Raw genomic sequence first — 22,800 nt, forward strand, 5'->3', positions numbered from 1 at the left:
TTTTGAAAATATCGTAGGAGGTTTCTCTATCGCTTCAGCCTGGGTAGAAGGTTGAATTTGCCGTGCTAGGTTCCGGGCGTCATTTGCCCAAGGAATCTTTCCATGACGGTCCATCGCATGAACATCAATGGCCGCGGCGCCAGGCAGCATGGCGACCAGACCACCAGCGGCGCCACCTGCTTGAGCAGCCAGTCTCATTCCACCCAGAGTGGCGTTCCCCATTTGCGCCTGGGGATGCCACCACGCCGTGCCCGTTATGCGGCGTGTCCGGGAAAATCGCTGAAGGCGAAACGGGCTGGACGATCGATGGCCGACCCATGGCGGTGGATGACGTGTTGATCCAGTGCGGTTGCCCGTCCGGCAGCAACCGCCTGGTTGCACCGTGTTGCCAGTGCCCCGGCCCCAGCCAAGGTCGCCGAGCAGGTGGGGCACATCCGTACCGCGTCGCCCTCGGGGCCAGCCTCAGGTTTTGCACCTGCAAGCCGCTCCATGCCCGTCATGACCGCCGCCCCCGGCACGCTGGAGCCGGGCTTCTACATCGTCCCCCGCAGCATGTCCGGCCCGCAGGTACTGGCGCAGTTGGGCAACCCCCACCTGCCAGCTCGCCTGCAACGGCTCACCCCGACCTTCGCCCAGGGCTTCAAGGCGGGTGAACTGTTCATCCTCGGCGACCCGGACAACGGAACGGCGTGTACCCGCGAAGAAGCCCAGCTGATGGACGCCGCTGCCCAGGTGCGCGATGCGCTGGCAGAGCTTAGCGAGGAAGAGGCCAACTTCATGGCCGATTACCCAGGCAAGATTGCCGGGTTGCTGGGGAGCGCGAGCCTGTCGATGGGGGTCAGCACGGTGATGCTGGGTCAAGGACTGAGGCAGGTGGAAGGTACCTTGCGTGCGCTGGAGGAATTGCATCAACGTTCGTTCAGTCTCCACGGTCATTTGAACAGCCGGGATTTCTTTGCGGCGCGTCGTGAGTTGTACAAGACCCTTGATGCCCAGTTGAAGAGTGCCTTTCTCAACAAGCAACTGAATCTGGGGAGCTATGAAATGTTGCGCCGTGACCTGGGCATTTCCACCAAAAGCGTGGGGCATCACTGGAGCCGTGCCGGTGGAGCGGGGCAGATTCCGGGGTATGCCACGCATTTGGAGCAGGTAGCGAAAACGGCGAAGTATCTTAAATAGGGTGGTTATGTAGGTATTGCGTTGGGTGGCGGGGCGTCGGCACTCAAGGTGCAGGAGGTTTGTCGGGCTGGGGAAACTGAGGCGTGCAAAAGAGTTCGATTTACGGAGGTGGGGAGCTTTTCGGGCTCATTGATAGGAGCCGCCGCCGGTGCATCGAGTGGGAAATTTGTTGCCGGTTTTGTCTGCGGTGCAGCGGTAGCATTTACCGGCCCGATTGGTGTTCCAGTGTGCGCCATTGCGACAGGCCGTATTCGAGGCAACACCAGATTTTTTGGATGTATTGGCCTCTCGCGGGGCAACCTCGCTCTTACCGGTTTGCGATGGGCATAAAAAAGGCGAGCCCACCGGGCTCGCCTTTTTACCGTCTGCGGTATGTCATTCAGCCAACGCTGCGGGCTTGTTCATTCTCCAGGAACTCTTCCTGCAGCAGCCCGTCTGCGCTGCCGTCGCTGGCGCTTTGCTGGGTGACGGCGCGTTTGCTGCGCAGCTTGCCGTAGAAGTGTTCCAGGGCGTTGTTCAGCTTGGTGGCGGCGCCGTCTACGGCATCGTCCAGCGAAGCGGCCTTGTGGGTTACGGAAATCGGTTGATGGCCTTTTGGGCGTGCCTCCATCTGGCAACGTTTGTCATGCAGGCCTGGTTTGTCGCCGTTCTCGTCGCGCAGGTGGACCTCGATGCGGGTGAGGTCTTCTTCATAACGTTCGAGCGTGCTTTGCAGTGTGCTACGGACCCATTCGTTCAGACGAATGTTGCCTTGAATATGGTTGTCGCTATTGACTTGGATTTGCATAGTTCAATCCCTTATTCAGCTAGCTCGCAAGAGAATCGATGGGCCGTTGCGGCCGATGGAACTCATCGCCTCTTGACTACAAGGTCAGGCACTTGGCGCAACTTTTCAACCCCTTTGCAAAGATAAATATCTTGTAGCAAAAGCCCGGCATCGGCCGGGCTTTTGCATGCGCTGGATCAGAACGCGAGGGAGGTTTGCAGGTATATCGTACGGGGTTCACCCACGTACTTGCCCTTGTTGTTGTCGTCGTAGGAGCGCGTGTAGTACGGGTGATTGAAGATGTTTTTCACCCCCACGGCGACGTTCAGGTTCGACAGTTGCGGGCCAAAATCATAGCCCGCGCGGCTGCTGAACAGCATGTAGCCCGGGATGCGCCCGGTGCTGCCATCGGCGCTTTCACTGGAGGTGTTGGCGTTGTCGGCAAACTGGTCGCTCTGGTAGGTGCTGTCTAGGTTCAGCTGCCACGGGCCTTCGCTGTAGCCCACGCCCAGGGTGCCTTTGTGACGTGACGAGAACGGCACGCGATTGCCCTTGTTCGGCCCGTCTTCGCGGATTTTAGCGTCAACGAATGCGTAGGTGGCGTACACATCAAAACCTGCCAGCGCCGGGTTCAGGCCTTCGAGGGCGTATTTGATACTGGTCTCGATGCCCTGGTGGCGGGTTTCGCCGCGGGCGATCACCGAGTCGTTGGTCTGGTTGCTCTCGTACTGGTTGTCGAAGTTGATCAGGAAGGCGCCGATTTCAGCCTGCAGCAGGCCGTCGTCATAACGGGTACCCAGCTCCCAGGTGCGGGCCTTTTCCGGTTTGACCTCGCCACTGGTGACCCGGTTGGGCATCTGGCTGTACTGCACGCTACCGAACGAGCCTTCGGTGTTGGCGTACAGGTTCCAGCTGTCGGTCAGGTGATACATCACGTTCAAGGCGGGCAGGGCGGTGTTGTAGTCACCCTGGTAGCGCTGGCCGGTGAGTTTGTTGCTCTGCTCGGAGTCGATCATCTCGTAGCGAATGCCCGGGGTGATGGTCCATTGACCGATGTCGATACGGTCATCGAGGAAGATCGCGTGGGCCTCAGTGCCGCCACGGGTGTCGCGGTCGTTGCGGCTGGCGGTGGTGGGCAGTTGGTTGGTGCTGATCGGTTCGCGGTAGCGCAGCTCGTGGCCGGCTTCGTTGATGTAGCGATAACCCACACCCACTTCGTGCCAGCTTTCGCCAAGGGCGAAACCTTGGGAGAAGCGGGTCTCGATGCCACGTACCCAATACTCGCGCGGCGACAGCGAGACAAAGCTGCCCTGGTCCAGGTAGCCGCTGCGCAGGGTCTTGGTGAAGAAGCTGTTGACGCTGAACTGGCGGGCGTCCTCTTTGTAGTCGTAGCCGAAATTGAACATCGTCCGCCGGCCCCAGAACTGGTCCTGCAGGCGGGTGGACTGGTACGGGTCGGCGTCGTAGTCGGCCACGTTCAGGCCGCCGGGCATGTGCGCCTCGCCCTCGTAGTACTGGGCCATGGCGTGCAGGCTGTTGGCCTCGTCGAGCTGCAGCTTGCCCTTGAGGATCAGGTCGTCGATCCGGGTGTCGCTGTGCTCGCGCCAGTCGCCGCCACGGGTGCCGGAGTAGAGCAGGGCGCCGCCCAGGCCGCTGTCGTTGGTGCCACCGGCGAGCAGGTTGGCGCTGGTCTTGAAGCCGTCGTGGCTGGACGATGGGCTGGTCTGGGTCTGCAGGCCGGCCTTGAGCGTCGGCTCATCGGGAATCGCCCGGGTCACGAAATTGACGATGCCGCCGACGTTCTGTGGGCCATAACGCACCGCACCACCACCGCGCACCACGTCCACGGCATCCATGTTGCCCATGGTCACCGGGGCGAACGACAGCTGCGGTTGGCCGTAAGGGGCGAAGGGCACCGGAATGCCGTCCATCAGCACCGTGGAACGCGATGCCAGGCGCGGGTTGAGGCCGCGGATACCGAAGTTCAGCGCCATGTCGTGGCTGCCTGTGCCGTTGTTTTCCGGTGCGTTGACGCCGGGAATGCGGTTGAGCACTTCGCGGGCGGTGGTGGCGCCCTGGCGTTCGAATTCTTCGCGACGAATGACGTCTCGCGCGCCAGGATGTTCGAAGACATTGTCCTGCTGCGCAACACCCAGCCAGTCACCGACTACCGTCGAGGTGCCCAGCTCGAGCGGTGCGTTTACTGCCGGCGCCGGTTGCAGGCTGAAGGCGTTTTCACCTTCGGCGCGGGCCTGCAGGCCGCTGCCCCGGAGCAGGATGTCCAGCGCCAGCTGCGGGCTGTGGTGGCCTTCCAGCCCTGGGCTTTGCATGCCGTGGGTGACCTGTGAGCCGAACGAGATCAGCACGCCACTTTCCCGGCCGAATTGGTTAAGGGCGTTTTCCAGCGACATCGGTGCGATGTGGTAGGTGCGCGCTGCGGCTTCGTTGGCGTGGGCCGGAACGGCGGCGACGCTCAGGCCGGCACCGAACAGCAATGCGCGAAGGGCCTGGGCGAGGGGACTCGGTCGAAGGGGCATGCAGGAGGTCCTTGAGAAGGTCAAAGCAAAGGGTTCTGCCTTCTCTGTCACGCGAGATGCAAAAACGGCTCAGGGCGATGGAAAAATTCAGGCGCGGGCTTCCACCGAGACCCAGTAGCGGCTAAAGCGCTTGACCCGCACCGGCAAGGTCACCTCCAGCAGGTCGAGAATCCGCTCGCTGTCAGCCAGGGGATAGCTGCCGGAAATCAACAGGTCGGCCACTTCCGGGGCGCAGTTGAGCTGGCCGCGTCGGTAGCGGCTCAGCTCGCCGAGAAAGTCGCCAAGGCGCAGGTGCGCCGCCACCAACATGCCGTCCACCCAGGCGCCGGCATTGGGGTCCAGCCCCTGGTTGCCGTGCCATTGCGGGCCGTTGAAGCGGGCTTGCAGGCCGGCGGCCAGTGAGTTGCCGGCAAGGCTGGCGCTTCCCTGATGAACCGCGAGCAGGCTGTAGCGCTCGAATTGGCGCAGGTTGTAGCGCCCGCTCTCGAGCTGCAGCAGGCCGAAGTCAGTGCGCAGGTGCAAGGGCCTGGCGTCATTGGCTACCGTGAGTTGCAGCTCACCTTCCAGCAGGCGTACCAGGCGCTGCTGGCGGTCGAAGCGCACGTCGGCGCTGCTGCGGGTGTTCAGGTGCAACTGGCTGCCATCGTCGAGCTGCAGGCGGCGGCGTTCGCCGACCGGGCTGTGAAAGTCGGCAAGCAGGCCGGGCATTGGATTGTGCTGGCTCAGCCCCGCAGCCCCCCCGACGCCGAGAACCAGCAAGGTCTTGAGTGCCCGGCGGCGGCTTGCCGAACGGGGCGCCGAAAGCGTGGCATGGGCCAAGGGTGAGGATAATCCGCTCAGCCGTTGGTTGACCCGCTGGATATGCTCCCACGCCCGCCGATGTTCCTCGTGGGCCTGCAACCACTGCTGCATGGCCAGCTGTTGGCGTGGGTCGAGCCCGCCGCCCTGCAGTTCGATCAACCAATGCACGGCCTGCTCGGCCACCTGTGGTGAAAATTCCTGGTGAGCGGTGTTCATAGGGCGAAGTAACAGCGCAAGGCCGCCTTGTTCAGGTAGCGCTTGACCGTTGCCAGGGAGATGTTCAGCTGCGCCGCGATTTCGCCGTAGCTCAGGCCATCGACCTGGGCCAGCAGGAAGGCGCGCTTGACCAGCGGTGCCAGGCCGTCGAGCAAGCGATCAAGCTCCAGCAGGGTTTCCAGGATGATTGCCCGGTGCTCCTCCGACGGCGCCAGTTCTTCCGGCAACTGCGCCAGTGCCTGAAGGTAGGCACGCTCCAGGTCCTGGCGCCGGTAGTGATTGAACAGCACGCGCTTGGCCACGGTGGTGAGGAACGCCCGTGGCTCGTTGAGCGCCGGCGTATCGCGGGCCTGCAACAGGCGCATGAAGGTGTCCTGGGCAAGGTCGGCCGCGTTGTCCGGGCAGCCCAGGCGTCGGCGCAGCCAGCCGGTCAGCCAGTTGTGATGGGCGTGGTAGAGGCCTTCGAGCGAAGAAGGGGAGGACGCACTGGGCACCGTGAACACTCCGGCGCCAAGCTGCGCAGCAGAATAAGAATTGTTCGCATTGTAGAGGGGTGCAGTGTGCTCGGCAATCAGGCGCTGACTGATGGCGAGCGCGGACGCGGCAAAATGTAAATATCGTAAATACGCTTTACTCTCAATTGAGAATCTCTAGCATTCGCGCCTTGAACGCATTTACTCAATCTTTACAGTTCTCAGGGAGAGGTCCTCGTGTCCCCGTTTTTCACCAAGTCGTGCCTTGCGCTCACCATTTGCTCGCTGTACACCGCCCAGGCCAGCGCCGAAGCCAAATCGCTGGAACTGGACAACGTGGTGGTGACCGCCTCGGGTTTCTCCCAGCAGATCAAGGATGCGCCGGCGTCGATTTCGGTGATTACCCGCGAGCAGATCGAGAACAAGTCCTACCGTGATGTCACCGACGCCCTGCGCGATGTGCCCGGCGTGGTCGTCACCGGCGGCGCCAGCTCCAGTGACATCAGCATTCGCGGCATGGCGTCCAAGTACACGCTGATGCTGGTCGACGGCAAGCGCCAGGACTCGCGGGCCACCCGTCCCAACAGCGACGGTGCCGGTATCGAGCAAGGCTGGATGCCGCCGCTTGAAGCCATCGAGCGGATCGAAGTGGTGCGTGGCCCGATGTCGTCGCTGTATGGCTCCGACGCCATGGGGGGGGTGATCAACATCATCACCCGCAAAGTGACACCGACCTGGTATGGCGGCCTGCGCAGCGAAGCGACCTTCCAGGACCGCTCCGACTCGGGTGACTACAACACCACCAGTGCGTTTCTTTCCGGGCCCCTGGTTGAAGGGCTGGTGGGCTTGCAGCTGTACGGTCTGACCTCCCATCGCGATGAAGACCACATCGTCAACGGCTTCAACGAGCAGAGTACCGACAGCGCCACCGCCAAGCTCTCGTTCACCCCGGACGAACACAACGACATCACCCTGGAAGCGGGCAAGTCCGAGCAGGAGCGCAACGCTACCGTGGGTCGCTCGGCGCGCTCTTCCGACAGCGAAAACGATTACGACCGCACCAACTTCTCGATCACCCACTCCGGCCGCTGGGACAGCCTGACCAGTGAAAGCTACCTGCAGCGCGAGAAAATCGAGAACCCGGGCCGGCGCATGGAGCTGGAGAACACGGTCCTCAACTCCCAGGTCTCTTACTTCAGCGAATCGCACATCACCACCTTCGGTGGCCAGTACAAGTACGAAGACCTGACGGATGAAGGCAACCAGCTGGCGTCGGCCTCCAGTGTGAACCAGTTGACGCGTTGGTCGTGGGCCCTGTTCGCCGAAGACGAGTGGCGCCTGACCGATGACTTCGCCCTGACCGGCGGCCTGCGCATGGACCGCGACGAGAACTACGGCACGCACTGGTCGCCGCGTCTGTACGGGGTTTATCACCCTACCGAGCACTGGACCGTCAAGGGCGGTGTGTCCAGCGGTTATCGCTCGCCGGATATCCGCGCAGCGGTCGATGACTGGGGCCAGATCACTGGCGGCGGTGGCGACCCGGCAATCATCGTTGGCAACTCCAACCTCAAGCCCGAAGAGAGCCTGAGCCAGGAAATCGGCGTGATCTGGGACAACCTGGAAGGTTTCTCCACCGGCCTTACCGTGTTCAACACCGACTTCAAGGACAAGATCACTGAACAGCGCCGCTGCACCGACAGCACCGGCAATGCGTCGGGCCAGTGCCAGATCGGCGGCACCTCGTACAAGTTCATCAGCGACCGCGTGAACGTCGATGAAGCGCAAATGCGCGGTATCGAAGCGACCCTGGACTGGGACATCACCCAGAGCCTGTCGCTGGCCACCAACTACACCTTCACCGACTCCGAGCAGAAGAGTGGCCCGCAGAAGGGCAAGGCCCTGAACCAGATGCCACGCCACATGTTCAACGCCACCCTGGACTGGCAGACCACCGATCAGCTGGGCACCTGGGCGCGGATGAACTACCGCAGCCGCACCTCAGACTACCTGGGCCGCACCACCATGTCTGATGGCACGCCGTCCTACACCTTCGTCGACCTGGGCGGCACCTACCGGGTGACCAAGAACCTCAAGTTGCTGGCCGGTGTGTACAACGTGTTCAACAAGGAAGTGGACTACGAGAACTTCCAGACCGTGCTCGATGGCCGTCGCTACACCGTGGGTGTCGACCTGTCGTTCTAAGGCTGGGCGCCCTCGGCTTTGCCTATGAGAATATAAATCATTATTATTGGCGACTCTTCACAAGGAATGGATGCCATGAAAAGCAAAGCCGCCGGGCTGCCCCTCAGTTATCGCCTGGCTGTGACGTCGCGTTGCCTGGCCGCCGTATTTGGCGGTTACCTGCTGGCGTCGATGTCCAGCGTGTGCATCAGCCTGCTGGCGCCGATGCCCAAGGCTGAAGCAGTGATCAGCGGCATGATGCTGTCGTTCCTGTTCTACCTGGTGGCCTTCCTCTGGTGTTTTGCCAGCCGCAGTGCGTGGCAGGCCTGGCTTGGGGTGTTGTTGCCAAGCCTTGTGCTGGGCGTGATCAATGGCCTGGCCTATTGGGTGAAAAGCTGATGAAAGAGGGATTTCGCCAGGCCATGGCCTGGCTGCACACCTGGACCGGTCTGATATTCGGCTGGTTGCTGTTCGCGATTTTTCTCACCGGGACCCTGTCGTACTTCAAGGAAGAGATCACACACTGGGCCCAGCCCGAGGTGCCGACCCGGGCGCTGGACCCGACAGCCAGCCTGGCGTTGGCCCAGACCTATCTGCAGGCGCATGCACCCAACGCCGGCAGCTGGTTCATCCGCCTGCCCGAGGCGCGCGAGCCTGCCCTGAGCGTTGGCTGGCGTGCCGAAGGCGCCGGGCGACGCGGCTTTATCGACAAGACCCTGGACCCCGCCACTGGCGAGGAAGTGCAGGCGCGTGAAACCCGTGGCGGCGACTTCTTCTACCGCTTCCATTTCCAGCTGGAGATGCCGCATCCGTGGGGGCGCTGGCTGTCGACATTCGCCGCCTTCATCATGTTGCTGGGGCTGGTGACCGGCATCATTACCCACAAGAAGATCTTCAAGGAGTTCTTCACCTTCCGTCCCGGCAAGGGCCAGCGCTCCTGGCTCGACGGCCACAACGCGATTGGTGTGCTGGTGCTGCCATTCCACCTGATGATCAGCTACAGCAGCCTGGTGATCTTCATGTCGATGGTGATGCCGGCGAGCATCATCGCCAGTTATGGCGACAACACCCGTGGCTTTTTCAATGACCTCTTCGGCGCGCCGCGCGAGGCCAAGGCAACCGGTGTTGCTGCGGCGTTGCTGCCGTTACCGACGCTGTACGAGAAGGTTCAGGAGCAAGCGCCGGGCACTCGCCTGGGCTGGATCGAGGTGCAGAACCCTGGCGATCAGAATGCCCGGGTGCGTTTCACCCGGCACGCCGGTGACCGCATTGCCCATATGCGCGGTGGCGGCTGGACCTATGACGGGGTCAACGGCGAGCTGCAGGGCGCAAGCAAGATCGAAGCCACGCCGATGCTGATTTCCGGCGGCATGTATGGCTTGCACATGGGCGTGTTTGCCGGACCCTGGCTGCGCTGGCTGTACTTCTTCTTCGGCCTTGCGGGCACTGCCGTGATCGGCACGGGCCTGGTGCTGTGGCTGGGCAAGCGTCAGCTCAAGCATGCCAAGAGCGGCAGCCAGCCCGTCGAGTTGCGCCTGGTAGAGGTACTGAACATCGCCAGTATGAGCGGCCTGCTGCTCGGCGTGGCAGCGTTTTTCTGGGCCAACCGCTTGTTGCCGGTCGGGCTTGAGGGCCGGGCAGGGTGGGAGGTCAACAGCTTCTTCCTGCTCTGGGGATTGTCGGTACTGCACGCCATGTTGCGGCCGGGGCGTCGCGCCTGGGCGGAGCAACTGGGGCTGGCGGCGCTGCTGTACGGCGGCTTGCCGCTGCTCAATCAGCTGACCACCGGCCAGGGCCTGGTGCATTCGATTTCGGCGGGCGACTGGGCCATGGCCGGCGTTGACCTCACTGCACTGGGCAGTGGCCTGTTCCTGGCCTGGGCGGCCATGAAGATGTGGCGCCCGCCTGCGGTAGCGGCCAAGCGCGCACCGAAGGCTGCGAAAGCAGCCAGCGCCAACCTGATCGAAAGCGAGGTGAACTGATGCTGGCCGTTGCTCTGTTCGGCTTTGCCGGTTTCGCCATCCTCTGCCTGTCGATGGAGAAGCACCACAAGGACCTGCTCAAGGCTGCGCCATCGGCGGCGCGCTTGCGCAGCCTGCGCATCGGTGGCTGGCTGTTGCTGCTGGTGGCGCTGTGGCTGGCAGTGAATCACAGCGGCTGGGCCATGGGCCTGGTCGAGCTGTTTGCGGTGTTGATGGCGGGTGTCACCCTGTGGGTGTTCCTGCTGCCGTACAAGCCACGCCTGTTGCTCGGTGCGCTGGCGATCAGCCTGGTGCTCGGGCCGGTACTGGTAGTGTTGCCTAGCGCCTGAACGCCGCCCGGTAGTCCCCTGGCGTTGCTCCCAGCGCCTGGCGGAAGCGGTTGCTGAAGTGGCTGGCGCTGGCAAAGCCGCACTGCAGGGCAACCTGGCCCAGTGGCAGGTCGCCCAGGCGCAGCAACCGGCAGGCCAGTTGCAGGCGACGGGCCAACACGTACTGGTGCGGCGGCAGGCCGAAGCTCTCACGGAACATGCGGGCGAAGTGGTATTCGGAGAGGTTGCAGCGCCCGGCCAGCTCACCGAGGGTGATGGCCTGGTCCAGGTGCGATTCGATGTAGTCGATCAGTTGCCGACGCTGGTGCGGTGCCAGCCCCCCCTTGAGGCGCAGGCCCTGGCGCAGGCCGGCCTGGCAGAGTACGGCATGGTCGACGATACCATGGGCCAGGCTGCTGGCCAGCAAGCGCTCGCCAGGCTCGTCCCAGTCCAGGCTGATCAATTGGCGAAAGCGCAGCGCCTGTTGAGGGTCATCCAGAAAGGTTGCCTCCTGCAGCTGCATTTCCCGCGGTTCGCGGTCGAGCAGGCGGATGCAGCCCAGGGCGAACTGTTCTTCGCTGATGTACAGGTGCGCCAGGCGGATCGGGCCGTTGACCACCCAGTTGGATTCGTGGCCGGCGGGCATGATGCACAGCTTGTTCGGCGCGCCCTTGTCGGCAGGGCGCTGGCGGCGGAAGGTGCCGGTGCCGTCGGCGATGTAGCAGGAGAGGGTATGGTGACTGGGCGCCTGGTAGTCGCGGGCATCGTCACGGTTGCGCCACAGGGCTGCAGCCAGGCCATCACCGAGGTGCGCGCTGTGCTCCAGGCGCGCGTGGGGTGATGAATGCATGGCATTGAAAACGTGCAGTTGGTTCAGGGGCGTCATGGGTTCTACCTCGTGGGCCCATCCTACTCCGGGGCTTTTATCCTGGCAGCAGGTGGCGACGCAAAAGCGCAAGTTTGTGCAAGCGGGCAGGGAGTGGTGAGGCCGACACTGAGCTTCAAGCCGGAGGAGCCTTGCCATGAACCTGTCGTTGTACCTGCTCACTGTATTGATCTGGGGCACCACCTGGATCGCCCTGAAGCTGCAATTGGGCGTGGTCGCCATCCCCGTTTCGATCGTCTACCGCTTTGCCCTGGCCGGGTTGATCCTGTTCGCCATTCTCTTGCTCAGCCGCCGCCTGCAGCCAATGAACCGGCGTGGTCACGGCATCTGCCTGGCCCAGGGCTTGTGCCTGTTCTGCGTCAACTTCATGTGTTTTCTCACCGCCAGCCAATGGATACCCAGTGGCTTGATCGCCGTGGTTTTTTCTACGGCTACGCTGTGGAACGCACTCAATGCCCGCGTGTTCTTCGGCCAGAAGATCGCCGCCAATGTGCTCGCCGGTGGGGCCTTGGGTCTGGCAGGGCTGGGCCTGCTGTTCTGGCCGGAACTGGCTGGGCATGCGGCCAGCCGCGAGACCATGATCGGGTTGGGGTTGGCGCTGCTGGGCACCTTGTGTTTCTCGGCGGGCAACCTGTTGTCGAGCCTGCAGCAGAAGGCCGGACTCAAGCCGATGACTACCAATGCCTGGGGCATGCTCTATGGCGCGATGATGCTCGGGGTGTACTGCCTGGTCAGCGGAATTCCTTTCAACATGGAGTGGAATACGCGCTACATCGGCTCGCTGTTGTACCTGGTGATTCCGGGATCGGTGATCGGCTTTACGGCCTACCTGACACTGGTCGGGCGCATGGGGCCGGAGCGAGCGGCATATTGCACGGTGCTGTTCCCGCTGGTGGCGTTGAACGTGTCGGCGTTCTATGAGGGCTATCAATGGACTGCGCCAGCGCTGGCGGGGTTGGTGCTGGTGATGCTGGGGAATGTGCTGGTGTTTCGCAAGGCACCGCAGCCTGCTCCAACCGGTAGCAGCGGCGGCGCGACGTCTCGACTTGCCCCGCGATAGTGAACAGGGCGCTGAGTCACCGCCCGCTGCGTGGCGGTGTCTGCGCGATTTCTGAGAGAGCGGAGTCATCCGCGATCGGCCGCGCAGCGGCCGTAATTCAGGCGATACCGAATGTGCTGCTGCACTGGCCATCGCGGGGCAAGCCCGCTCCCACAGATTGTGTGTGTACCTGCCCCGCGAGCAGTTTCGCGCTTACTTCCACACCTGCGGATTCACCAGGTCCCGCGGACGCTCACCCCGCAATGCACTGCGCAGGTTGTCGATCGCGCGGTTGGCCATGGCTTCGCGAGTTTCGGCAGTGGCCGAACCGACATGCGGCAGGGTCAGGGCATTGGGCAGCTGGAACAGCGGCGATTCGGCCAGCGGCTCTTTCTCGTACACATCAAGCCCCGCCCCACGGATAGTGCCTGCCTGCAGGGCCTGTACCAGCGCCGCTTCATCCACCACCGGCCCGCGCGAGACGTTGATCAGGAAGGCGCTGGGCTTCATCAGTTGCAGTTCGCGGGTGCTGATCAGGTGTTTGGTCTGCGCGCCGAGCGGCACCACCAGGCAGACGAAGTCGGCTTCGGCCAACAGCGCGTCGAGGCTGCGGAACTGGGCGCCCAGTTCTTGCTCCAGGACAGGCTTGCGCGAGTTGCCGCTGTAGATGATCGGCATGTTGAAACCAAAGCGGCCACGCCGGGCAATCGCCGCACCGATGTTGCCAAGGCCCACAATGCCCAGGGTCTTGCCATGCACATCGCTACCAAACTGCGCCGGCCCCACGGTCGCCTGCCATTGCCCAGCCTTGGTCCAGGCATCGAGTTCGGCCACTCGGCGAGCGCTGCCCATGAGCAGGGCAAAGCCCAGGTCGGCGGTGCTTTCAGTCAGCACATCCGGGGTGTTGGTCAGGGCGATGCCACGCGCGTTGAAGTAGTTCAGATCGTAGTTGTCGTAGCCCACCGAAACACTGGACACCACTTCAAGCCTGGTGGCATTGGCCAGTTGTGCCTCACCGAGCTTGCGGCCCACGCCGATCAGGCCGTGCGCCTCGGGCAGTGCCTCGTTGAACTGGGCGCTGATGTCACCCTGCTTGGGGTTGGGCACGATCACGTTGAAGTCTTGCTGCAAGCGCTCGACCATCGCCGGGGTGATGCGGCTGAAGGCAAGGACGGTCTTTTTCATCGGCAAAATCTCTGCGGGCGGTGGAGAATGGGTAGCACGCTATCATTCTCCACCGCCCCTGTGCAGCAAGATTTCAGTTGGCGACCAGCAGCTCGTGGGTCTTGAGGTCGGCTTCGTGGGCCGCGAGGATTTCCGGCAATGAGTTGCGCAAGTATTCGACCCAGGTCTTGATCTTGGCATCCAGGTACTGGCGCGAGGGGTAGATCGCGTACAGGTTCAGCTCCTGCAGGCGGTACTCGGGCATCACCCGTACTAGCGAACCATCACGCAGGCCTTCTATGGCCGAATAGATCGGCAGTACGCCAACGCCCATGCCACTGCGGATCGCGGTTTTCATTGCATCGGCGGAGTTCACCTGGAACGGCGCCTGGGTAATGTTGACCACTTCCTGGCCTTCGGGACCGTCGAACAGCCATTTCTCCAGCGGGATCACCGGGCTGACCATGCGCAGGCAGGCATGCTGGAGCAGGTCGCTGGGCTTTTGCGCGATACCGTGACGGCTCACGTAATCGGGCGATGCGCAGACGATGCTGTAGGTGATGCCCAGGCGCTGGGACACAAAGCCCGAATCCGGCAGTTCGCTGGCCAGTACGATGGACACGTCATAGCCTTCGTCGAGCAGGTCCGGCACGCGGTTGGCCATGGTCAGGTCGAAGGTCACGTCCGGGTGGGTTTCGCGGTAGCGGGCAATGGCATCGATGACGAAATGCTGGCCGACACCGGTCATCGAATGCACTTTCAGCTGCCCGGCCGGGCGGGCATGGGCGTCGCTGGCCTCGGCTTCGGCTTCTTCGACATAGGTCAGGATTTGTTCGCAGCGCATCAGGTAGCGCTTGCCAGCTTCGGTCAGGGCGATACGGCGGGTGGTGCGGTTGAGCAGGCGGGTTTGCAGATGGGCTTCAAGATTGGAGACCGCCCGCGAGACGTTGGCGGTGGTCGTATCCAATTGCACGGCTGCGGCAGTGAAGCTGCCGACTTGCGCCACACAACTAAAAGCACGCATGTTTTGCAGGGTGTCCATGGGTCGCTCTCAAAGTAGACGACAAATTGTGACATGAAGTAACAGTGTCGGTCTTCAGACTAAAGCCGGATTATCGCTGTTTTCGTAACAAAGATTCGCAGTAATACACGCTTATCGCCAGTGCAGCCGCCCCCTAGAATTGCGTTCTCCTAGCGTCATCCACTTCTATGTCGGGAATTTGCAGCTGTGCCGCGTCGCATCATCAGAGCGCTCAATGCGCTCAGTGCCTGTGCCCTTAGCTTGACCTTGAGCGGCTGTATCGGAACTTGGGGCATCGCCCCGCAAAGCAAGACGCTGCAAGCCAATACCCTGACCACCGATGAGGCGATCCGCGAGGCCGCCCGTGATGCTCACTGGCCCGACCAGCAGTGGTGGCGCGCCTATGGCGATCCACAACTCGACCGCTGGATCGCCCTGGCCGTGCAGGGCAGCCCGAACATTGCCATGGCCGCTGCCCGGGTGCGCGAGGCCAAGGCCATGGCCGGGGTGGTCGAGTCGGCGGAAAAGCTCCAGGTCAACGGCGACGCCACCCTCAAGCGCCACAATTGGCCCGAAGACCAGTTCTACGGTCCCGGCGCGCTGTCGGGTGCCAACACCTGGGACAACAACGCGGCGCTTGGTTTCAGCTATGCGCTGGACCTCTGGGGCCGCGAGCGCAACGCCAGCGAACAGGCCGTGGACATGGCCCACATGAGCGCCGCGCAGTTGCGCCAGGCCCAGCTGGAACTGCAGAACAATATCGTCAAGGTGTACATCCAGCTCTCCCTGCACTTTGCCCAGCGCGACATCGTCAAGGCCGAGCTTGAGCAGCAGGAGCAGATCCTCGCCCTGGCCGAACGGCGCCTGGCCGGTGGCATCGGTACTCATTTTGAAGTCAGCCAGGCCCAGACGCCGCTGCCGGAAACCCATCGCCAACTCGATGCCCTCAACGAAGAAATAGCCCTGGCGCGCAACCAACTGGCTGCACTGGCCGGCAAGGGCCCGGGGGAGGGCGCGCAACTGCAGCGGCCAAGCCTGACCCTGGGAGCGCCGCTGAAACTGCCGTCGGCCTTGCCCGCCGAGTTGGTCGGCCAACGCCCTGACGTGGTCGCCAGCCGCTGGCAGGTGGCGGCGCAGGCACGCGGTATCGATGTGGCCCATGCCGGTTTCTTCCCCAATGTCGACCTGGTCGGCGGGCTTGGCTTCATGGCCACCGGCGGTGGGCCACTGGAGTTTTTGACCGGGCGCAAGTTCAACTACAACGTTGGGCCGGCGATCAGCCTGCCGGTGTTCGACGGTGGTCGCTTGCGCTCGCAGTTGGGCGTGGCGTCGGCGGGCTATGACATCGCTGTGGCACGCTACAACCAGACGGTGGTCGAGGCGCTCAAAGGCATTTCCGATCAGTTGATCCGCCGCGAATCGATGAACGAGCAGCAACACTTTGCTGCCGAGTCGGTTGCCTCGGCGCAGAAGACCTACGACATCGCCATGATTGCCTTCCAGCGCGGCCTGACTGACTACCTCAATGTACTGAATGCCCAGACCCTGTTGTTCCGCCAGCAGCAGATCCAGCAGCAAGTCCAGGCCGCGCGCCTGACCGCCCATGCCGAGCTGGTCACTGCACTGGGCGGTGGGCTGGGTGCTGGCAGCGATGCGCCGGATGAAGACCAGCAGGCCGCGCCCGCAACACCCGCCACCCTGGCGATCTTCGACAAACCAGGCCACGCCGAATGAGCGCCATGACCCTGCCGTTTCGTTGGCTGGCCAGCCTTGAGTGGCGCCGCGGATTCTTCGAATGGGCGCGCACCGACGGGGTCACCTGGGTGTACATCTTCAAGGTGCTGAGCGCGGCGTTCCTCACCTTGTGGCTGGCCATGCGCCTGGAGCTGCCGCAGCCGCGCACGGCGATGATCACCGTGTTCATCGTGATGCAGCCGCAGAGTGGGCATGTGTTCGCCAAGAGCTTCTGGCGGCTGCTGGGCACCCTGGCCGGCTCGTCGATGATGGTGGCGCTGATCGCCCTGTTTCCGCAGAACACCGAGCTGTTCTTGCCCAGCCTGGCGCTGTGGGTAGGCCTGTGCTCGGCCGGCGCCATGCGCTACCGCACCTTTCGTGCCTATGGTTTCGTGCTGGCCGGGTACACCGCGGCCATGGTCGGCTTGCCTGCACTGGAACACCCGGACGGGGCGTTCATGGCCGCCGTGTGGCGGGTGCTGGAAATCTCCCTGGGTATCCTTGTCTCGACCCTGGTCAGTGCTGCGATCCTGCCGCAGTCGGCCAGCGCGGCCATGCGCAATGCCCTGTACCAGCGCTTTGGTGTGTTCGCAGGATTTGTTGCCGAAGGCTTGCGCGGCGACAGCCAGCGCGATCGCTTCGAGAGCAGCAACGTTCGCTTCGTGGCCGAGGCGGTGGGCCTGGAAAGCCTGCGTAACGTCACCGCCTTCGAAGACCCGCACATGCGCCGGCGCAATGGCCGGCTGGGACGCATGAACAGCGAGTTCATGGCCATCACCACACGCTTCAACGCCTTGCACCAGTTGCTTGAGCGCCTGCGTTCACGAGGGCCGTTGCAGATCGTCACCGCCATCGAGCCTGGCCTTTCGGCCCTGGCCGAACTGCTCGACGCCTATGCCGGCCGCGCCCTGACCGACGCCGATGCGATGCGCCTGGCCGAGGAACTGGCGGCCTACAAGGAGGGCCTGCCGGAGCGAGTGCGCAGCTTGCGTGCGGCCTATGTCGAAACCGGGCCGAGCGATGCCGAGCTGCTGGATTTTCACACCGCCTACGAGCTGCTCTATCGCTTTGTCGACGACATGCACAACTACGCCCAGACTCACGCTTCGCTGACCGAGCACAACCATGCCCGCGAACAGTGGGACGAGCCCTATGTGGCGCAGACCAACTGGATGGTATCGCTGGCCGCCGGTGTGCGTGCTGCTTTCATCCTGTTGGTGCTGGGCAGCTTCTGGATCGCCACGGCGTGGCCGAGCGGGGCGATGATGACCCTGATCGCCGCCGCCACCGTGGGCTTGTCGGCCGCTACGCCCAACCCCAAACGCATGTCGTTCCAGATGGCCTGTGGCACCTTGTTCGGCGCTTTCGTGGGCTTCTTCGAAACCTTCTTCGTGTTCCCCTGGATCGACGGCTTCCCCTTGCTTTGCCTGGTGCTGGCGCCGGTGTTCGTGTTCGGCGCCTTCCTGGCCTCGCGCCCGGCTTATGCCGGCTACGGTCTGGGGTTGCTGATTTTCTTTGCCACCGGATCGGTGCCCGACAACCTGACCATCTACAACCCCTACAACTTCATCAACGATTACATCGCCATGGTCATCGGCATGCTGGTGTGCGCCGCGGCCGGGGCAATCATCCTGCCACCCAACAGCCGCTGGTTGTGGAGCCGCCTGGAGCGCGACTTGCGCGGCCAGGTGCTGTTCGCCATCAGCGGTCGCTTGCGCGGCCTGGGCTCGGGTTTTGAAAGCCGCACCCGCGACCTGCTGCACCAGGCCTATGGCCTGGCGGCCGGCAAGCCACAGGTGCAGAGCAACCTGCTGCGCTGGATGTTCCTGGTGCTGGAGGTGGGCCACGCGATCATCGAGCTGCGCAAGGAGCAGGCGATCCTGCCGGTACACCCGTGCTATGCCGAGTCGCAACCCTGGCGCCAGGCCATCCGGGTGATGGGCCGTGCGCTGGCGCGGTTGTTCATGCAACCGAGCGCGAGCAACCACGAGCGTGCGCTGGTGGCGGTGGACCATGCCATCAGCCGCGTGCAGGCCACCGACGAACCCTTTGCCCGCCACTTCGACACCTCGGCCCTGCGCCGGGTGCAGAGCTACCTGCACTTCATCCGCACCTCGCTGCTCGACCCCCAGTCGCCGCTGGCCGCCCTGGCCCCGGCCCAAGGACTGCACCATGCCCCGTGAAATCGCCTTCCATGGCGTGTACATGCCCACCATGACCTTGATGTTCCTGTTCGCCGCCGGGCTTGCCTGGGGGCTGGACCGCTTCATCGCCAGCCACGATGGCTACCGCTTTTTCTGGCACCCGGCGCTGCTGCGCCTGTGCCTGTTTATCTGCCTGTTCGGTTCCATGGCCCTGACTCTCTACCGTTGAGACCCCGTTGATGAAAAAGTTTTTCAGCCTGATCGCCACCCTGCTCGTGCTGGCCGCTGCCGTGGTGATTGGCCGCCAGCTGTGGCTGCACTACATGAACACACCCTGGACGCGGGACGGGCGAGTGCGCGCCGACATCATCAACGTCGCCGCCGACGTGCCAGGCTATGTGGTGGATGTGCCGGTGCGCGACAACCAACTGGTGAAGAAGGGCGACGTGCTGATGCTGATCGACCCCGAGCACTACCAAGTGGCCGTCAGGCAGGCCCAGGCGCTGGTGGCCTCGCGCAAGGCCACCTGGGAAATGCGCAAGGTCAATGCCCACCGCCGTGCCGACATGGACAACCTGGTGATTTCCCGCGAGAACCGCGACGACGCCAGCAACATCGCCAACTCGGCCCTGGCTGATTATCAACAGGCTCAGGCACAGTTGGCGGCTGCCGAGCTGGACCTCAAGCGCACGAAGATTCTGGCCACGGTCGATGGCTACGTGACCAACCTCAACGTACACCGTGGCGACTACGCGCGTACTGGCGAGCCGAAGATGGCGGTGGTCGATAAGGAGTCGTTCTGGGTGTATGGCTTCTTTGAAGAAACCAAGCTGCCGCGGGTCAAGGTGGGCGATGAGGCCGAACTGCAGATGATGAGCGGCGAGGTGCTCAAGGGGCATGTGGAGAGTATTTCGCGTGGCATCTACGACCGCGACAACCCGCAGAGCCGCGAGCTGATCGCGGACGTGAACCCCACGTTCAACTGGGTGCGCCTGGCCCAGCGAGTGCCGGTGCGGATTCACATCGACGAGGTGCCGGAAGGGTTCCTGCTGGCGGCGGGTACCACCTGCACGGTGGTGGTCAAGCCGAGTCAGGGTTGACCTTGTTGCGACCGCTGCGCGGACGATCGCAGCCTGTCGGCAGGGGCTACGGCGGTGTCGCCAATGCGGTGTTGTCAGGTGTTGCGCGAGTCCACCAGCACCGGGCATTGGACTTGGTCGATCACCTTGTTGCTGATCGACGGGTCCAGCAATCGACCCAGTCGATTCAGGTGGCGGTGCCCCATGATGATCAGCGCGCAATCAATTGCCCTGGCCTGGGAAGCGATCGCCACTACCGGCTCATCCGGCACCAGCACCCCCTCACACTCGAACCCCCACGTTCGCAGTTGCTCCAGTGCCTGCTGCATTGCCTGGTTGGCATGGCGCTGTTCATCGGTGGCTGCGGGATATTCCTGTACCTCGTACGCAGTCACCCGTTCCAGGGCAAAGGCACTGTCGACCGCCAGCACCACCTGCACCATATGCCTGTCTGGGAGGCAATACTGCCGGGCAAGCGCCAGCAACCCGCGCGAGGCGCTGGAACCATCGATGGCGATCAACACGGGACTGAGCATGCAGGGTCTCCACAGGGCTGGGGCTAGCCGATCATTGTTGGCCAATCCCAGGCCCGGATAAATGGCTTGGAACGCACTGTGTAGTTGTGTCTGGCGCAACGCGTCGGGCGCCGCCGAGCTGTTAACATTGCGTGTTAATCACCCTCGCTGATGGATGCCTGGCACATGCAGATCCCGGATATGAACCTGTTGGTCGCCCTTGATGCGCTGCTCGACGAAGGCAGTGTGGTGGGCGCTGCGCGGCGGATGAACCTGAGCCCTGCGGCCATGAGCCGGACCCTGGGGCGCATTCGTGAAGCCATCGGCGATCCGATCCTGGTCCGCGCCGGTCGCGGCCTGGTGCCTACGCCACGGGCGCTGGCGCTGCACGAGCAGGTGCGGGCGCTGGTGGAGCAGGCCGGGCTGGTGTTCCGCAGCCGCGAGGAAGTCGACCTAGCCTCCCTGGACCGGGCCTTCAACATACGCACCAACGACCTGTTCATCGCCCTGTATGGCGCCCAACTGCTCAGCGCCATGCATGAGCAGGCACCCCGCACTGTGCTGCGCTTCGTGCCGGAAAGCGGCGGTGACGACGATGCGGTGCTGCGTGACGGGCGCACCGACCTCATCGTCAGCTCCACCATCGACCTGGGCCCGGAGATCAAGGTGCAAAGCCTGTTCCAGACCGTCTACGTGGGGCTGGCACGGCAGGATCACCCGATCTTCGAGGCCGAGATCACCCCCGAGCGCTTTGCCGCCTACCCGCAGATCAGCGTGTCCCGTCGAGGCCGGGCCAATGGGCCGATCGATGCCGAGTTGTCCAACTACAAGGTGCAGCGTCGCGTGGCGTTGATTACCCCGAGTTTTCATTCGGCGATGTTTTCCCTGCCCGACTCCGACCTGCTGTTGCCCATGCCGGCCAATATCCTCAACAGCGTGACCAAGCTCGGCCTGCCACTGCGTTCGTTCCGCATTCCCTTGCCGCTTGAGCGGGTGACGGTGATGCAGGCCTGGCACCCGCGTTTTGACAACGACCCCGCGCACCGCTGGCTGCGGCAAACCCTCAAGGCCTGTTGCAGCGAGAACCCTTGAAGCGCGGATTGCGTTTACTGCACTAGTAAACTGCCAATATGTCAGTTTTCGTCAACATTCCCACTTCATAGACTTCTGCCGGTAGTTGTTCCCCCCGGAGATGTCTTACATGAGTTCGCTGACTGCGCTGCCCGCAGCTGTCGCACCTGCACCGGTAGCCACCCCCGCAGCACCCGCGGCCTTTGGCCTGCGTATTGTGGTCGGGCTGCTCGGTGTGTTGCTGGCGGTGCTCTGCGCCGGCCTCAACGAAATGGTTACCAAGGCCTCGCTGGCCGACATTCGTGGCGCCATGTTCATCGGTGCCGACGAAGGTGCCTGGCTGATTGCCGTGTATTCGGCGGCCTCTGTATCGGCCATGGCCTTTTCGCCGTGGATGGCCGCGACTTTTTCCCTGCGCCGCTTCACCCTCTGCGCAATCGGCGCCTTTGCGCTGCTCGGACTGCTGCAGCCCTATGCACCAGACCTCTCCAGCCTGATGCTGCTGCGAACCCTGCAAGGCCTGGCTTCTGGGGCGTTGCCACCGATGCTGATGAGTGTCGCGCTGCGCTTTCTGCCACCGGGGATCAAGGTCTACGGCCTGGCCGGCTATGCCCTGACCGCCACCTTCGGGCCTAACCTGGGCACCCCGTTGGCGGGGTTGTGGACCGAGTACGTGGGATGGCAATGGGCGTTCTGGCAGATCATTGCACCGTCCCTGGTGGCCATGGCCTGTGTGGCCTGGGGACTGCCCCAGGACCCGCTGCGCCTGGAGCGTTTCAAGCAGTTCGACTGGCGCGGCCTGTTGCTCGGCTTGCCGGCCATCTGTTCGCTGGTGATCGGCCTGACCCTGGGTGATCGCATGGGCTGGTTCGACTCGCCCTTGATCTGCTGGTTGCTTGGCGGTGGCCTGGTGCTGCTGGTGCTGTTCATGGTCAATGAATGGTCCGAACCGTTGCCGTTCTTCAAGTTGCAGATGCTCAAAACCCGCAACCTGACCCACGCCCTGGTGACCCTCTGTGGCGTGCTGATCGTGCTCACCGCGGTGATCATCATTCCGTCGAGCTTCCTCGCCCAGGTCCAGGGCTATCGGCCAGCCCAGACCGGTCCGCTGATGCTGCTGGTGGCCGGTCCGCAACTGCTGGCACTGCCGCTGGTGGCGGCGCTCTGCAATATTCGCGCAGTGGATTGCCGCTGGGTTCTGGCGCTGGGCCTTGGCCTGCTGGCGCTGTCGTGCTGGGCCGGTACCCAGCTCACCAGTGTGTGGATTCGCGACAACTTCTACTGGTTGCAAGCCCTGCACATTCTCGCCCAGCCCATGGCTGTGCTGCCGCTGCTGATGCTCGCCACCGGCGGCATGACGCCCCAGGACGGCCCCTTTGCTTCGGCCTGGTTCAACACTGTCAAGGGCCTGGCGGCGGTGGTCGCGGGCGGCTTGATCGAAGCCTTGACCACAGTGCGCCGCCACTTTCATTCCAACAACCTGGTGGACAGTCTCGGCAATTCACCTCTGACCGACGAGGGGGCGGCAGGGCTTGCCCGGCGCATCCACGACCAGGCGCTGGTGCTGACCAGTGCCGACCTCTACCTGTGCATGGCGCTGCTGGCGCTGGCGCTGATCCTGCTGATTCCGTTTGTGCCTACCCGGATCTACCCGCCGCGTGCCGTGGCCTGACGAACTTGTGAAGTGAGAAAAACAACATG

At 63.3% G+C, this 22,800-nt stretch carries 22 protein-coding genes; 14 read left to right on the forward strand and 8 right to left on the reverse strand.

Annotated elements, in window-relative coordinates; translation table 11 throughout:
- Positions 1-102 precede the first annotated feature (102 nt).
- Genes ABVN19_RS00580 through ABVN19_RS00590 form a run of 3 tightly spaced genes read left to right on the forward strand, consistent with a single transcriptional unit; the run spans position 103 to position 1,179 of the window.
- On the forward strand, positions 103-339 hold the full coding sequence (locus ABVN19_RS00580) for a hypothetical protein (RefSeq protein WP_264652523.1): 237 nt from the start codon (positions 103-105) through the stop codon (positions 337-339).
- The gene (locus ABVN19_RS00585; protein ID WP_353632779.1) at positions 264-653 is read left to right on the forward strand and encodes a hypothetical protein; all 390 of its coding nucleotides are present in this window, start codon (positions 264-266) and stop codon (positions 651-653) included. Before ABVN19_RS00580 ends, ABVN19_RS00585 begins: the two co-directional genes overlap by 76 nt.
- Positions 553-1,179, forward strand: coding sequence for a hypothetical protein (locus ABVN19_RS00590; protein ID WP_353632780.1), 627 nt, complete (start codon positions 553-555; stop codon positions 1,177-1,179). Before ABVN19_RS00585 ends, ABVN19_RS00590 begins: the two co-directional genes overlap by 101 nt.
- Positions 1,180-1,558: 379 nt before the next feature.
- Here the strand turns inward: ABVN19_RS00590 and ABVN19_RS00595 are convergent, their stop codons facing one another.
- From ABVN19_RS00595 to ABVN19_RS00610, 4 genes are all read right to left on the reverse strand, one after another.
- Positions 1,559-1,966: an HPF/RaiA family ribosome-associated protein gene (locus tag ABVN19_RS00595; RefSeq protein WP_028943202.1), complete on the reverse strand. Its 408-nt coding sequence runs from the start codon at positions 1,964-1,966 to the stop codon at positions 1,559-1,561.
- Between the two features lie 176 nt (positions 1,967-2,142).
- Complete coding sequence (gene fecA / locus ABVN19_RS00600) at positions 2,143-4,482, reverse strand: TonB-dependent Fe(3+) dicitrate receptor FecA (protein WP_105641896.1); 2,340 nt, start codon at positions 4,480-4,482, stop codon at positions 2,143-2,145.
- An 87-nt stretch (positions 4,483-4,569) separates the two neighbouring features.
- A complete protein-coding gene (locus ABVN19_RS00605) occupies positions 4,570-5,499 on the reverse strand; it encodes a DUF4880 domain-containing protein (RefSeq protein WP_028943204.1) in 930 nt (309 codons plus the stop codon).
- Positions 5,496-5,993 (reverse strand): sigma-70 family RNA polymerase sigma factor, encoded by a 498-nt coding sequence (locus tag ABVN19_RS00610; protein WP_028943205.1) that lies wholly within the window; start codon positions 5,991-5,993, stop codon positions 5,496-5,498. The genes ABVN19_RS00605 and ABVN19_RS00610 overlap by 4 nt, the downstream gene beginning before the upstream one ends.
- Before the next feature lie 216 nt (positions 5,994-6,209).
- Between ABVN19_RS00610 and ABVN19_RS00615 the strand changes: the two genes are divergently transcribed.
- From ABVN19_RS00615 to ABVN19_RS00630, 4 genes are all read left to right on the forward strand, one after another.
- Positions 6,210-8,177 (forward strand): ligand-gated channel protein, encoded by a 1,968-nt coding sequence (locus tag ABVN19_RS00615; protein WP_028943206.1) that lies wholly within the window; start codon positions 6,210-6,212, stop codon positions 8,175-8,177.
- A 75-nt stretch (positions 8,178-8,252) separates the two neighbouring features.
- A complete protein-coding gene (locus tag ABVN19_RS00620; protein WP_105641897.1) occupies positions 8,253-8,555 on the forward strand; it encodes a DUF3649 domain-containing protein in 303 nt (100 codons plus the stop codon).
- Positions 8,555-10,138: a PepSY-associated TM helix domain-containing protein gene (locus tag ABVN19_RS00625; RefSeq protein ID WP_105641898.1), complete on the forward strand. Its 1,584-nt coding sequence runs from the start codon at positions 8,555-8,557 to the stop codon at positions 10,136-10,138. Before ABVN19_RS00620 ends, ABVN19_RS00625 begins: the two co-directional genes overlap by 1 nt.
- On the forward strand, positions 10,138-10,467 hold the full coding sequence (locus tag ABVN19_RS00630) for a DUF3325 domain-containing protein (protein WP_105641899.1): 330 nt from the start codon (positions 10,138-10,140) through the stop codon (positions 10,465-10,467). The genes ABVN19_RS00625 and ABVN19_RS00630 overlap by 1 nt, the downstream gene beginning before the upstream one ends.
- Here the strand turns inward: ABVN19_RS00630 and ABVN19_RS00635 are convergent.
- Positions 10,457-11,332 (reverse strand): AraC family transcriptional regulator, encoded by an 876-nt coding sequence (locus ABVN19_RS00635; protein WP_105641900.1) that lies wholly within the window; start codon positions 11,330-11,332, stop codon positions 10,457-10,459. The two genes, ABVN19_RS00630 and ABVN19_RS00635, sit on opposite strands and share 11 nt — an antisense overlap.
- 136 nt (positions 11,333-11,468) lie before the next feature.
- Here ABVN19_RS00635 and ABVN19_RS00640 point away from each other — a divergent pair, with 136 nt between their 5' ends.
- Positions 11,469-12,392: a DMT family transporter gene (locus tag ABVN19_RS00640; protein ID WP_028943211.1), complete on the forward strand. Its 924-nt coding sequence runs from the start codon at positions 11,469-11,471 to the stop codon at positions 12,390-12,392.
- Between the two features lie 192 nt (positions 12,393-12,584).
- On the opposite strand, the gene ABVN19_RS00645 is transcribed toward ABVN19_RS00640, so the two are convergent.
- Together ABVN19_RS00645 and ABVN19_RS00650 are read right to left on the reverse strand one after the other, a co-directional pair.
- Positions 12,585-13,556 (reverse strand): D-glycerate dehydrogenase, encoded by a 972-nt coding sequence (locus tag ABVN19_RS00645; protein ID WP_028943212.1) that lies wholly within the window; start codon positions 13,554-13,556, stop codon positions 12,585-12,587.
- Between the two features lie 73 nt (positions 13,557-13,629).
- On the reverse strand, positions 13,630-14,577 hold the full coding sequence (locus tag ABVN19_RS00650) for a LysR family transcriptional regulator (RefSeq protein ID WP_028943213.1): 948 nt from the start codon (positions 14,575-14,577) through the stop codon (positions 13,630-13,632).
- A 186-nt stretch (positions 14,578-14,763) separates the two neighbouring features.
- Between ABVN19_RS00650 and ABVN19_RS00655 the strand changes: the two genes are divergently transcribed.
- From ABVN19_RS00655 to ABVN19_RS00670, 4 genes are read left to right on the forward strand one after another with little or no spacing between them, the layout of a single operon-like run.
- Positions 14,764-16,290, forward strand: a complete 1,527-nt coding sequence (locus ABVN19_RS00655; RefSeq protein WP_028943214.1) for an efflux transporter outer membrane subunit — start codon at positions 14,764-14,766, stop codon at positions 16,288-16,290.
- Positions 16,287-18,473 carry an FUSC family protein gene (locus tag ABVN19_RS00660; RefSeq protein WP_028943215.1) on the forward strand — a complete coding sequence of 729 codons (2,187 nt, stop codon included), beginning with the start codon at positions 16,287-16,289 and terminating at the stop codon, positions 18,471-18,473. The genes ABVN19_RS00655 and ABVN19_RS00660 overlap by 4 nt, the downstream gene beginning before the upstream one ends.
- A complete protein-coding gene (locus ABVN19_RS00665; protein ID WP_028943216.1) occupies positions 18,463-18,663 on the forward strand; it encodes a DUF1656 domain-containing protein in 201 nt (66 codons plus the stop codon). Before ABVN19_RS00660 ends, ABVN19_RS00665 begins: the two co-directional genes overlap by 11 nt.
- Before the next feature lie 10 nt (positions 18,664-18,673).
- Positions 18,674-19,534 carry an HlyD family secretion protein gene (locus tag ABVN19_RS00670; RefSeq protein WP_105641901.1) on the forward strand — a complete coding sequence of 287 codons (861 nt, stop codon included), beginning with the start codon at positions 18,674-18,676 and terminating at the stop codon, positions 19,532-19,534.
- Positions 19,535-19,608: 74 nt separating this feature from the next.
- Here the strand turns inward: ABVN19_RS00670 and ABVN19_RS00675 are convergent, their stop codons facing one another.
- Positions 19,609-20,049, reverse strand: coding sequence for a universal stress protein (locus tag ABVN19_RS00675; protein WP_105641902.1), 441 nt, complete (start codon positions 20,047-20,049; stop codon positions 19,609-19,611).
- A 165-nt stretch (positions 20,050-20,214) separates the two neighbouring features.
- On the opposite strand from ABVN19_RS00675, the gene ABVN19_RS00680 reads away from it, so the two are divergent.
- Both ABVN19_RS00680 and ABVN19_RS00685 read left to right on the forward strand, forming a co-directional pair.
- On the forward strand, positions 20,215-21,120 hold the full coding sequence (locus tag ABVN19_RS00680) for a LysR family transcriptional regulator (RefSeq protein WP_028943219.1): 906 nt from the start codon (positions 20,215-20,217) through the stop codon (positions 21,118-21,120).
- Positions 21,121-21,229: 109 nt separating this feature from the next.
- Positions 21,230-22,771, forward strand: coding sequence for an MFS transporter (locus tag ABVN19_RS00685; protein WP_028943220.1), 1,542 nt, complete (start codon positions 21,230-21,232; stop codon positions 22,769-22,771).
- Positions 22,772-22,800 lie beyond the last annotated feature (29 nt).

Origin of the sequence: Pseudomonas vranovensis (assembly GCF_040438935.1) — a bacterium.
Taxonomy (GTDB): Bacteria; Pseudomonadota; Gammaproteobacteria; order Pseudomonadales; family Pseudomonadaceae; genus Aquipseudomonas; species Aquipseudomonas vranovensis.